At 64.5% G+C, this 11852-nt stretch carries 13 protein-coding genes; 5 read left to right on the top strand and 8 right to left on the bottom strand.

Features of this window, described 5'->3' with window-relative positions; genetic code table 11:
- The first annotated feature begins 41 nt into the window (after nt 1-41).
- A complete protein-coding gene (locus DB708_RS05675) occupies nt 42-737 on the top strand; it encodes a ferritin-like fold-containing protein (protein ID WP_108921014.1) in 696 nt (231 codons plus the stop codon).
- Between the two features lie 3 nt (nt 738-740).
- Here the strand turns inward: DB708_RS05675 and DB708_RS05670 are convergent, their stop codons facing one another.
- On the bottom strand, nt 741-1514 hold the full coding sequence (locus tag DB708_RS05670) for an MmpS family transport accessory protein (RefSeq protein WP_235616646.1): 774 nt from the start codon (nt 1512-1514) through the stop codon (nt 741-743).
- Between the two features lie 197 nt (nt 1515-1711).
- Between DB708_RS05670 and DB708_RS05665 the strand changes: the two genes are divergently transcribed.
- Nucleotides 1712-1984, top strand: a complete 273-nt coding sequence (locus DB708_RS05665; protein ID WP_108920942.1) for a DUF3107 domain-containing protein — start codon at nt 1712-1714, stop codon at nt 1982-1984.
- A 209-nt stretch (nt 1985-2193) separates the two neighbouring features.
- On the opposite strand, the gene DB708_RS05660 is transcribed toward DB708_RS05665, so the two are convergent.
- The 5 genes from DB708_RS05660 to DB708_RS05640 form a co-directional block, all read right to left on the bottom strand.
- Nucleotides 2194-3150 (bottom strand): HEPN domain-containing protein, encoded by a 957-nt coding sequence (locus DB708_RS05660; RefSeq protein ID WP_133250978.1) that lies wholly within the window; start codon nt 3148-3150, stop codon nt 2194-2196.
- 319 nt (nt 3151-3469) lie between these two features.
- The gene (locus tag DB708_RS05655) at nt 3470-4516 is read right to left on the bottom strand and encodes a type II toxin-antitoxin system HipA family toxin (RefSeq protein WP_235616638.1); all 1047 of its coding nucleotides are present in this window, start codon (nt 4514-4516) and stop codon (nt 3470-3472) included.
- Nucleotides 4517-4727: 211 nt separating this feature from the next.
- Entirely contained in the window at nt 4728-5078 is a 351-nt protein-coding gene (locus DB708_RS05650) for a helix-turn-helix transcriptional regulator (RefSeq protein ID WP_108920939.1), read from the bottom strand.
- Nucleotides 5079-5631: 553 nt separating this feature from the next.
- On the bottom strand, nt 5632-6237 hold the full coding sequence (locus DB708_RS05645; protein WP_108920938.1) for a hypothetical protein: 606 nt from the start codon (nt 6235-6237) through the stop codon (nt 5632-5634).
- A 276-nt stretch (nt 6238-6513) separates the two neighbouring features.
- A complete protein-coding gene (locus DB708_RS05640) occupies nt 6514-7200 on the bottom strand; it encodes a TetR/AcrR family transcriptional regulator (RefSeq protein ID WP_108920937.1) in 687 nt (228 codons plus the stop codon).
- 198 nt (nt 7201-7398) lie between these two features.
- Here DB708_RS05640 and DB708_RS05635 point away from each other — a divergent pair, with 198 nt between their 5' ends.
- From DB708_RS05635 to DB708_RS05625, 3 genes are all read left to right on the top strand, one after another.
- Nucleotides 7399-8427 (top strand): DUF3152 domain-containing protein, encoded by a 1029-nt coding sequence (locus DB708_RS05635; RefSeq protein WP_108920936.1) that lies wholly within the window; start codon nt 7399-7401, stop codon nt 8425-8427.
- A 77-nt stretch (nt 8428-8504) separates the two neighbouring features.
- Nucleotides 8505-9683, top strand: coding sequence for an adenylyltransferase/sulfurtransferase MoeZ (moeZ, locus tag DB708_RS05630; protein ID WP_108920935.1), 1179 nt, complete (start codon nt 8505-8507; stop codon nt 9681-9683).
- Between the two features lie 75 nt (nt 9684-9758).
- The gene (locus tag DB708_RS05625) at nt 9759-10613 is read left to right on the top strand and encodes a TIGR02569 family protein (RefSeq protein ID WP_108920934.1); all 855 of its coding nucleotides are present in this window, start codon (nt 9759-9761) and stop codon (nt 10611-10613) included.
- 78 nt (nt 10614-10691) lie between these two features.
- Here the strand turns inward: DB708_RS05625 and DB708_RS05620 are convergent, their stop codons facing one another.
- Together DB708_RS05620 and DB708_RS05615 are read right to left on the bottom strand one after the other, a co-directional pair.
- The gene (locus DB708_RS05620) at nt 10692-10994 is read right to left on the bottom strand and encodes an MGMT family protein (RefSeq protein ID WP_108920933.1); all 303 of its coding nucleotides are present in this window, start codon (nt 10992-10994) and stop codon (nt 10692-10694) included.
- Between the two features lie 2 nt (nt 10995-10996).
- A complete protein-coding gene (locus DB708_RS05615) occupies nt 10997-11782 on the bottom strand; it encodes an alpha/beta fold hydrolase (RefSeq protein ID WP_108920932.1) in 786 nt (261 codons plus the stop codon).
- Nucleotides 11783-11852: the final 70 nt, after the last annotated feature.

Genomic DNA, 11852 nt, shown 5'->3' with positions numbered 1-11852 from the left:
AGACCCATCTTCTTCCAAGTCCGCCTACTAGAGTGATGGCCATGACTTCGGCCTCCTCTGCCGACCAAGTAGACGATTCGCCTTCCTCGGCACCGAGCGCGGACCACCCGGGTGTCAACGAGCTGTTCGCAGTGCTCGCCTATGGCGAGGTGGCCGCGTTTTATCGGCTGACTGACGAGGCTCGCATGGCGCCTGACCTGCGGGGCCGGATCTCGATGGCGAGCATGGCCGCCGCCGAGATGATGCACTACGAGCTGCTGCGCGACGCCCTGGAAAAGCGCGGCGTCGACGTCGTTTCGGCTATGTCGAGGTACGTCTCGGCGCTCGAGAACTACCACCGGTTGACGATGCCCAGCACGTGGCTGGAAGCACTGGTGAAGACGTATGTCGGTGACGCGCTGGCCGCCGATCTGTACCTCGAGATCGCGGACGTGCTGCCCGACGAGGTCGCCGACGTGGTGCGCGAGGCCCTGTCCGAAACCGGGCACTCGCAGTTCGTCGTCGCCGAGGTGCGCGCCGCGGTGACCGCGAGCGGCAAACAGCGCAGCCGATTGGCGCTATGGGCTCGCCGGCTGTACGGCGAAGCGTTCACCCAGGCGCAATACCTGCTGGCCGACCATGACGAGCTGGTCGATTTGGTGGTAGCCGGAACCGGGGGCCTGGGCCACCTCGGCGCGTTCTTCGAACGTCTGCAGCAAACACATGACCGGCGGATGCGCGAGCTCGGTCTGAGCTGACCCCTACTTCGTGCAGGTCGCCAGGTTCGAGTTGTTGGCCGACGCCACCTCGACCTGACCCTGGGCATTGACGATCGCGCAGCTGATCCGGCTCACGATGCTGGTCGCGACGACGGATCGGGTCGTCACGCCGGGATTCAGCACGATCACCTTCGTCCACGGCAGCGACACGTTGAACTCGGTTTGCGGATAGCCACGGGCATCGGTGTAGACGACGTTCACCAAATCCAGCAGCTGCTTCGTCCCGCTCACGCTGTAGTAGACGGTGCTCGGATTCACTGTGGCACTTGGTGGTACGAGTGCGGGAGGCGATGCGACCAGCGGCGGAGTCGTTAGCGCCACACTCGGCGGTGTCAGCGTGGTGACCGTCTCCGGTGGCAGCTGTGGCGAGGCGCTCGGCGAGGGGCGTTGCGACGCGCTCGGCGGGCTGGTGGTCCGCGGCGCGGACGTCACGGAGCTGGGAGCCGGCGCCCCCACCGTGGCTTTCGTCGACGCGCTGTCGCCGCTGTTGATGATGACGGCCGTCGCGATCGCGCCGATCGCCACCACCGCGCCGAGCACCGCGACGGCCGGGCGCCAGCCGCCGACTGGCCACAGCAGTTCGTTGTACTCGTCGTACTCGTCGCCGGGGTACTTGTCGTCGGCGTACTCGTCATCGTCGTAGCCGTCGTAGCCGTCGTAGTCGGCTCCGTCATAAGTCGCGTCGCCGGGGTAGTCGTGGACAAGGCCACGATCTAGGCCGGCACGGTCATCGAGCGTGTTTCTGATGATGCCGATGTTACGGACGTGAAAGTGCCTGACCCCCCGCCGCGCGCCACCTTGATCTAGCTGGGAGCCAATCGTTATCTGCCGTTAGACAGTGTTTCGCTTACGGCGAACTGGCGCCGGTCACCCTCTGCTCGGGACACACCGGCCGCGTCCACTAACCTGCTGCTGACACGCCTGCGACGGAATATCAAACGGAAGGGGCCATCGTGGAGGTCAAGGTCGGTATCACGGACAGTCCGCGCGAGCTGGTCTTCTCCAGCGCGCAGACGCCTGCGGAGGTCGAAGAAGCCGTGAGCGCCGCGCTGCGTGACGGTTCGGGTCTGCTGGGCCTCAATGACGAGAAGGGCCGCCGCTACCTGATCCACCCCGCCAAGATCGCCTACGTCGAGATCGGTGCCGCCGACGGCCGTCGGGTCGGCTTCGGAATCGGGGCGGACGCCGGCGCGAAGTCCGGTGGGAAGGCCGCTAAGAGCGAGTAAGCGGGTTGGCGGCCGCCACCGGCCGGGCCGTTTTGCCGGCGATGTCCTGCCCGGCTCTGTATACGGCCCCCTCCCGGAGGTTCACACCGCGGACACTACGCAGCGCCACCGACAAGCTCCGAAAAGCCCGAGGTCGCGACCGCTAAGCAGGTGCGGAAATTCCGGACCTGCCGCCGGCGGTGAGCAGAAGGCGTGGGATTTCGTCGCGCTCACTCGGATGCGTCCAGAAAGTCGAGAACCATCCGGAGGAGTTCAAAGTGGACGGCGCTCAACTCTGTTGGTGTTGGGCGCTTTTCTTTCTTACGCCGCTTGCGGTGAAGTAGCCGGCTTCGCATGTCGTAGACCCGCCGAAAAAAGGTATCCACCGTCTTACCGTCGTACGTGTCAGTCAGTACCGCTAACAATTGATCGCAGGCAGCGCGCGATATCGATTCCTCAAGGTCTTCCCTCAGGATGTCGAGCAGCCTCTTTTTAATGTCACCTTCGTCACCCTGTTCAACGTCATTTATAAACTGGCTCAACACATCAAAGACATCTTGAGGTCGATCTTGTTGTTGCAGTAGCACTTCGACGGCCGTGGTCAGTTGGATGTGCTGGGTCTCTGGGTTGGTATCACGTAGCGCAGAGGCTACGACCCGATGGGCAAGCGCTTTCTCGGGAGACCAATTTTGACCACTTCGCTCACGAGCATTATTGAGATTCGCAACGAATTGCTCGTCGCCTCTGGCGACAGCGCCGTGGGCTTGCATGAAGAAGAACTTTGGCCGCGGCTCGGAAGTGACCACCAGCAACCCGTGCTCGTCCGACACAATTCGGTCTCCGGGATCAATTCCCATCTGCGCGAACAGATCTGGAGGGTTCGGGACGATCATGTCTGTGCTGGGAGTTACCGAATCATCAGGCCCGAAATCAGCACCGGCATGTGAGCGGGCAAAAGCGACCGTCAAAGCCCGCCGCCATTCCCGCCCTGCCGCGACGGCGGATCCTTCATCCGGGTACCGGCTACCCTCTACCACCAGATCGCCGGTGTCTTTGATCATCGTTCCAGACGTGCCGGCCCGCAAAACCACGTGTTCAACGCCGGTGTCAGCGAGCTCATGAATATGGGCATCGATGTTCAATCGATCGTCAAAGATCGTGAACCGGTTACGGAATGAGTACGTCATTGATCCAAACCGCTCGCTCCCCGAGGTTCATGCCACGCACGGTACGCAGCACCACCGACAACTTCGTGCACCACCGGCAGACCCGCTGTCAGGTCAGGCCGCTGAGCGCACGATCTAGCAAGACAGCGAATCCGAAGTACAGGTGGCTTAGCCCGACGATAGACAGTAAGGCGATTCGTCGAGCCAAATACTCGGCACTGTTACCCATGCCCGTGATGCTAACTATGAGCACGTCAGGGTTAGCCCTCTCCTTCGTGGTGAGGGGGCTTCTCCCGCGGTTGGTGGCCTTGCCGTCAAGTGCTGCTGCGCGGTGGGCGCGTCAATCCGCGGGCGTGTAGCCGTAGCTCGCGTACGGATTTAGGATCTGCCTGTGCCACAGTAGGTTTCGCTGTGCTCGTCTCAGCTTTGCGAGGTCAGCGACGTCCGTCCACTCGCGCTGGATCAGGTCGATCTGCGCGTCGATGATGTCACGCGCCTGGCCGATGCTCAGGCCGTACACGGGTGCGGCGCGCAGGCATGCGGCGAACGAGCTGTCGCGGGTGCCGTCACGATCGAAAGCCATGGCCTGCGCCGAGGTCTCGCCGGAGCGGGTCTGGGGGCACAGGTCGTAGGCGGGGGTTAGTTCAAGGGTGTGTCCGTCCCAGAACGCGGCGTGGTTGCGCGCGTGGTCGTCGTTGTTGCCGATGGCCACGTTGAACACGATCCGTTCGAACAATCGCTTGCCGACATCGGCATCGATCCCGTTCTGGCGCAACACGTCTAAAAGATCTGGATACGTCGCATACCGCCCCTCCATCTCGTCGAGCCCGAGCATCGTGAGTCCAGACACGACGATGCGCCGGCCACCGGCGGCCGGCCGGTCGAACCGCTCGATCATGAGAACATCGCGGCCAAGTGAGCTGGTGAGGAATGACGCCGTTGTCGCGATCCCGATCCGCCGGGCGAACTCAAGTGCCAGCGCCTCGGCGTTGACCACGGGGTACGTGTCTGACGTCGAAGAGAACTTGGCGATATGGCTCACGCCTTCGACCTCGATGAGCGCCTTAGGCCGTGCACCACCAATGGAAGTGCCCCGCACCAGCGCGGCGGCGAGTTCATCGGAAAGCGGGCGCCCCTCCTGCAGGGCATCAGCAGCCGCATGCAGCTCATCAATCGTCGCGGAGCTACCACGCGGCACGTAGACATCCGGACCCGTCTGAAAGTCCAGGCCGCCGATCCGGTTCGATCCCGATTCCAGGAAGTAGGTGATCTGGTCCAGGTCACCGGGGTCGGCGTCGCGCCCCTTGGCCCCGAGGAGTCGTTCGAGGATCACGCGCTGCCCCCAAGAATCGGGGCCGGCGTCGCGCAGCGCGGAGGCGATCGGCATGTTGGGGCTGGCAATCTGCCACCCGGCCCTCAGCGGCAACTCCGGTGTGTAGAGGCTGATGGCGTCGGGGCGGCTGAGGTAACTGCGTCCATAACCGAATACGTACCGGCGTCCGTTACGTTGGCGTTGCACTCTTCCGGCCACCACTGGCTCGACGCGCCCAGGCAGCCATACCCACACGAAAGCATCACGCTGGGCGGCGATGCCGCCATCAGAAGTTGAGGTCATGGTCACCGTCGGTTGCTATCGATCGTGGCTGGTCTTCGCGGGACGGGAGCAGCGCTAGTCGCTCTTCGCCGCGGCGGCGAAGCCTCGCCAGTTCGTGGTTATCGGCACCAAATAGCGCAACGCCGAGCACGGACGCCGCGTTCAAAACCGTGCCGATGGCGACACCAGGCTCTCCCCGCTCGATGGCGGTGACGGTGTGCCGGCCGACGCCGATGCGCATGCCCAGCTCAGCGGCCGTCCAGTTCTTCTCGTGCCGCGCGAGGCGGATCTGCGCACCGAGCACGGCAAGAGCGTCCGCGGCGGTGCGAGTCGGGGCGATCACCTTCTTCGACATAGTATCGAATGTACTATAAAATTACCCTAATTGCGCTTTATGGTTGTTTTATCGACCCCAATAGGTCGATCTGCGTCTTTAGTGCGGTAGCGTCCGTGCCCAACGGAGTCAGCGGCATTGCGAGCAGCGGGGCATGCCGACAAGTCGTCGGCTCCCAGCCGCCCCGTCATCCGCAAGCCGGCCGGCCGCCGATCATCTGGCGGCGGTCGAGCAGTCAGCCGCCGGATTGCGGGCAGTACGCAGTCACGGAGGCGTCTCACTATCGCGGCGGACTGGGCCGGTGTGAACAAGCTGTCGTTTGCGAGCACGGTGGCGACGGCACCGTCCCGCGTGTGCGCAACCCGGAGATAGCTCCGGCCGCCACGGTTTACCAAGTGGCATGTGACGAGAATGCACGATGTACGAGCCGCCGCCTCCGAGTGCTTTCTGCGCAGCAGCTACTGCTTCGGCTTGACCAAGGTCTCGTGGCTCATGCGATTGGCTCCTTCGGGTTTGCCCGCAGTTATAGCCCACCGGTGCGACAACTGGTCGCCGGTGCCACTGCATCACTACCTCAAGGGGCTGAAGCGCCGGCTTCGTCACCGAGACGAATGTCTCGGAGGGCCAGCAGCGACGCTTTCTCTGTGCGCCAAGGAACCACCCATTCTGGGGTGTCGATGGGGTGATCGTCAGGGAGGTCTGGACTGTCTTTCAAGGTATGCACTATGCGTCCTAGTGCGTGGCACCAATCGATGAGCTCTTTTAGCTCGGCGAGTGTGTCCCGAAGCTCCTGTTCGGTGATCCAGTCTTCGTGGCGGGATTGCCGAACCAACCCCTCATCGAGCCACTCCAGTCCAAGTGAGTTGCGTTCTGCCTTGAAGGAAGCGGCGGGCGTTCCCAGGCTGGTGAAATACAGCGTGCGGTTCGGCGGTTCGACGCCGACAATTGCGCTGACGAAAAGGAAGTGGGCGAACTTCTGGCGGACCTGATTGCAGCGGTGGACTTTGGCCGCGAAGCGGTCGTGGGGCCAGCGGAGCCGGAATTTCTTCGCCAGCTTGTTCATCGCGGCGGGAAGGTCTTCCTGGCCGAGCGGGTCGCCGTCGGGACCGGCGTCCAAGAACCGGTACGCGTTGACGGTCGCCTTGAGCTGCTCCCAGCCGCCGATGATTTTCAGCACCATAGCTTCGATGTTCGATGTTCGATGTTGGGGTGAATGCCATCTCTTGCTTAAACCGTGCCTGCTGTAGCGCCTCGGCCTCCGTGAGCCGCGGCAAGGTCGCCGATTCTCGGCCAGCGTCATCCCCAGTCATTAACACAATCGTAGTAGTCGCAGCCGTGGTCCGTTTTTCCCAGACAGGGCTCGGGGGATCCGACGGGCGACGAGGCGGCATACTATCGAGGTTGCTTTGCTCGACTAGATACCCAACTTTAAGTGCGCGAACGCTCTTGGTTGCCGCTAAGAGCGAGTAAGCGGCACGTGGGACAGCCCACCCCACGCGAACGCAACCGTGCCGTCGACCGCGTCCGACTTGGAGATCGGGCGGTCGGAGTCCAGCCAGTATCTGGCGCAGTCGACGCTGATGCCGACCAGCCCCACCGCGATCATCCGGGCGCGGTGCGGGTCCAGGCCGGAATCGGCGCTGATCAGTGCGAAAACGGCGTCGGTGCAGGATTCGGTAGCCGCCCGCACCTGCGTGGCGACCTCGGGCTCGGTGACGTAGTCGTTCTCGAAAATCAGCCGGTAGCCCTGGCTGTCGTGCTCGATGAAATCGAAGAACGCCTGGATCGCCGCACGCAACCGCTGCCGGTTGTCGGTGGTGGTGCTCAGTGCACTCTGCACCCCCGAGACCAGGTTTTCGACGTGCCGATCGAGCACCGCCAGATACAGCTCCAGCTTGCTCGAAAAGTGTTGATACAGAACGGGTTTGCTGACACCCGCGCGGTCGGCGATCTCATCCATGCCGGCCGCGTGGTAGCCGTGGTCGACGAAGACATCGCTAGCCACGATCAGCAGCTGGCCACGACGCTCGTCGCGCGGCAGCCGATTACCCCGCCGGTTCGAGGTCGCAATGCCGTCACTCGGCCGACCGCGGTCACCCGATCTGACCGCACGCCGTGCCGCCGGCTTGGCGAGATCGCTCACTTGGTCCTCATTTGAATTGTGGCGACTGGCCATTCGCTATAGACGGGCCAGTCGCGCGCCGCTCGTCGCACAGACATTACTACCCATGGTGTACCCGGTACCGGCATCGGCGCCGTAGGCGCAGGCTGAACCGGTGCGGTGGGGTGCGCTCGGGCGCGCCAGGGACTCCGTCGGTCCCAGCTGTGCCATCCTGGGGCAATGACGTCCGAGCCGCCAGTGCCCGGCACCGGTCGAGTGCCTGTGCTGCGTGACGAGTGGCGCGAACCACTTCGGGCGCTGCGTGACCCGATCGGGCGTGGCACCGGACGGTCCCGGGGCGACCGTGAACGTCCTCGGCAGTGGCGGAAACAATCGTGGCTGGGCCGTTTTATCTCCACCTACGGCTGGCGCGCGTATGCGCTGCCGGTGCTGGTAGCGCTGACCGCCGTCGTTATCTACCAGACGGTGACCGGCGTCGGCGCACCGAAACCGACCGCGAGCAAGCCGTCCATCCAAGACCCACCGGCGATCGGGGCGGTGGGCACGGCCATCCTCGACGCACCGCCTCGTGGCCTGGCCACCTTCGACGCCAACCTCCCGGCCGGGACGCTGCCCGACGGTGGTCCGTTCACCGAAGCCGGCGAAAAGACCTGGCGTGTCGTGCCCGGCACCACGCCGCAGATCGGTCAGGGCACCGCCAAGGTGTTCAAGTACAGCGTCGAGGTCGAGAACGGTCTGGACCCCGCGATGTTCGGCGGCGACGACGCATTCGCCACGATGGTCGATCAGACGCTCGCCAATCCCAAGGGCTGGACGCACAACCCGCAATTCGCCTTCGTCAGGATCGACAACGGGAAGCCGGACTTCCGGATCTCGCTGGTGTCTCCGGTGACGGTGCGCGAGGGGTGCGGCTACGAATTCCGGCTGGAGACCTCCTGCTACAACCCGGTGTTCGGACCGGACCGGGACGCGCGGGTGTTCATCAACGAGGCACGCTGGGTCCGCGGGGCCGTGCCCTTCGAAGGAGACATCGGTTCGTACCGGCAGTACGTGATCGATCACGAGGTGGGCCACGCCATCGGCTATGTGCGCCATGAGCCGTGCGACAAGCAGGGCGGGTTGGCGCCGGTGATGATGCAGCAGACGTTCTCCACCTCCAACGACGACGCCGCGAAGTTCGACCCCGAGTATGTCAAGGCCGACGGCAAAACCTGCCGCTTCAACCCCTGGCCGTATCCGATCGCCTAGCGGCCGGGGAAGCATTGCCGGCGGCCGAGGCGTTCACTAGGGGTAGTGCATCGCGAAGTTGACCGAGGAGATATTCGGTGTCCACATCGTTGCCGCCACTAGTTGAGCCAGCCGGCGAGCTGAGTCGCGATGAAGTGGCGCGCTACAGCCGCCATCTGATCATTCCCGACCTGGGTGTCGACGGGCAGAAGCGGCTTAAGAATTCGCGAGTGCTGGTGATCGGCGCCGGCGGGCTCGGAGCCCCGGCGTTGCTGTATCTGGCCGCGGCCGGCGTCGGGACGATCGGCATCGTCGAATTCGACGTCGTCGACGAGTCGAACCTGCAGCGCCAGATCATCCACGGCGTGGCCGACGTCGGACGCGCCAAGGCCCAGTCGGCCCGCGACTCGATCCTGGCCATCAACCCGCTGGTGGAAGTGCGACTCCATGAGTTCCGGCTACAGGCGAGCAACGCGGTGAGCCTGTTCAGGCAATACGACCTGATCGTCGACGGCACCGACAACTTCGCCACCCGGTATCTGGTCAACGATGCCGCGGTGTTGGCCGGCAAGCCCTACGTCTGGGGGTCGATCTACCGCTTCGAGGGTCAGGTTTCGGTGTTCTGGGAGGACGCCCCTGACGGCCTGGGCCTGAACTATCGCGATCTCTACCCCGAGCCGCCGCCGCCCGGCATGGTGCCGTCGTGCGCCGAAGGAGGCGTGCTGGGCATTATCTGCGCTTCCATTGCGTCGGTGATGGGCACCGAGGCGATCAAACTGATCACCGGCATTGGAGAGCCGCTGCTGGGCCGGTTGATGATCTACGACGCGCTGGAGATGAGCTATCGCACGATCAAGATCCGCAAGGACCCGGCGACGCCGAAGATTACCGAGCTGATCGACTACGAGGAATTCTGTGGTGCGGTGTCCGAGGATGCGGTCGAGGCCGTTTCAGGCTCGACGATCACCCCGAAGGAGCTGCGCGCGTTGCTGGACTCCGGCAAAAAGCTGGCCCTGATCGACGTCCGCGAGCCGGTCGAATGGAACATCAATCACATCGACGGCGCGGAGCTGATTCCTCAGTCGTTGATCACTTCCGGTGAGGGTCTGGCAAAGCTGCCGCACGACCGCAAGGCGGTGCTGTACTGCAAGACGGGCGTGCGCTCGGCCGAGGCGCTGGCCGCGGTGAAGAGAGCCGGTTTCTCCGATGCTGTCCACTTGCAGGGTGGAATCGTGGCGTGGGCCCAGCAGATGCAGCCCGACATGGTGATGTATTAACCGCCCAGCAGTGCGTCGCGTTGCTCCTCAGCGCGTCGTAACGACGCGCATCGCTGCCCGGCTAGGCTAACCCCCGTGACTGTCGAACCACCGCCGGAGCACGTGCTTTCGGCGTTTGGTTTGGCCGGCGTCAAACCCATCGCGCTAGGCGTCAGCTGGGAAGGCGGCTGGCGATGCGGCGAAGTCGTTCTCTCGGTCGTGGCCGACCATGCGCGCGCGGCCTGGTCTGCGCGAGTGCGGGAAACGCTGTTCGTGGACGGGGTGCGGCTGGCTCGGCCGGTCCGCTCGACCGACGGGCGCTATGTGGTGTCGGGCTGGCGGGCTGACACGTTTGTCGCCGGCACGCCGGAGCCCCGGCATGACGAAGTCGTCTCGGCGGCGGTGCGGCTGCACGAAGCCACCGGCAAACTGGAACGGCCGCGCTTCCTGACCCAGGGACCGACCACGCCGTGGTCAGACATCGACGTGTTCATCGCCGCCGACCGCTCGGCGTGGGAAGAACGCCCGCTGCAGTCGATTCCGCCCGGCGCGCGGACGGCCCCACCGCCCGCGGACGGCCAGCGTTCGGTAGAGCTGATCAGTCAGCTCGCCACGTTACGTAAGCCGACCAAGAGTCCCAACCAGCTGGTGCACGGGGATCTCTACGGCACCGTGCTGTTTGTCGGCACCGCCGCGCCTGGGATCACCGACGTCACGCCGTACTGGCGTCCCGCGTCGTGGGCGGCCGGTGTGGTCGTCGTCGACGCGCTGTCCTGGGGCGAGGCCGACGACGGACTGATCGAACGCTGGAACGCCCTGCCGGAATGGCCGCAGATGTTGTTGCGTGCGTTGATGTTTCGTCTGGCGGTACATGCGCTGCATCCGCGGTCCACCGCCGAGGCTTTCCCGGGTCTGGCGCGTACGGCGGCCCTGATCCGGCTGGTGCTCTAGTCGGCCATGCCGACATCGACGCTACCGTGACGACACGCCGAAAACCCGCACGGTAACGTCGATCTCGACGGGCATGTGTCACTCAGGAAACGCGTAGCGCACTTCATTCAGCGCGATTTTGCCGTCGACCGAAAGAACTCCTTCGGCGCGCAGTAGTTCCAGTTGCCGGGTGGTCAGATGCCGTGCCGGGCGCCCGGATGCGGTGATCACCCGATGCCAGGGCAGGTCAGAGGAGTCGGTGCGCATAATCCATCCGACGATCCGTGGGCTGGAAAGCCCTGTGACGGCGGCAATGTCGCCATAGGTACAGACTCGGCCAGGCGGGATGGCAGCCACCAGTGCACGCACCCGCTCGACTTGCTCGTCGGTCACCGGCGCCACGGTCAGCGGACCTGCAACTGCTTGCGGATCAGTGTGGCGACCTCCGTCGGCTTGGCGCCGGGCACCATGTGGTTGCACTCGAAATCGAGCAGCTCGAAATCGGATCCCAGGCGTTCTCGAAGTCCGTCGATGAGTTGGTCGGTGACGTAGGGCGGCGACGTCCACTTCGCCCGCACCAGCGTCGTTGCCGTTCCTGCCGGCGGAAGCACGGTGGGACGGGCCAACTCGCTCCAATACGACATCATCGCCGGCACGCTGACCCGCCAGCCGTAGCGTCCGCTGGGCAGCGCGACCAGATGCTCGTCCAGCTCGGCATCGAGCACATCCGCATCGACGTCCGACCATGAGCCTGTGGCCTTTTCCATGCGAGCTTCGGATGGATCCGGGTAGTCGGGCGAGGAAAACATCGCCTCGGCGATGTCGCGCATCCACCCGCCGTCCAAACCGACCGCGGGGTCTAGCAGCAGCAGCGCTGCCACCAAGTCCGGCCGGACCGCTGCCAAATGCATCGCCAGGCCGCCACCGAACGAGTGCCCGACAATCAGCACCGGGGCCTGAGCCACTTCATCGAGCAGCGCGCCCAGCGCCCTGACATTGGCGTCAATGGTCCACGGCGCGGCCCACGACGACCTGCCATGGCCCAGCAGATCAGGCGCGGCGATGGAGATTTCGGGCACATAGTCGCCCACCTGTTGCCAGCGCTGGCCGTGTCCGGTCAGTCCGTGCAGGGCGAGCAATTGCACCGGGCCAGCCGGACCGAAGCGGTGCACGTGAAGGTCGGTGGTCACGCGTCGATGATGCCAGGCTCCGCAGACACCGCCGGTCGTAGCCGGATGGACTTGTCAGACCCTCGTGATG

Source organism: Mycobacterium montefiorense (genome assembly GCF_003112775.1).
Classification (GTDB): domain Bacteria; phylum Actinomycetota; class Actinomycetes; order Mycobacteriales; family Mycobacteriaceae; genus Mycobacterium; species Mycobacterium montefiorense.
Note: the sequence above shows the minus strand (reverse complement) of the source record. Positions and strands in the feature narration are given on the sequence as shown.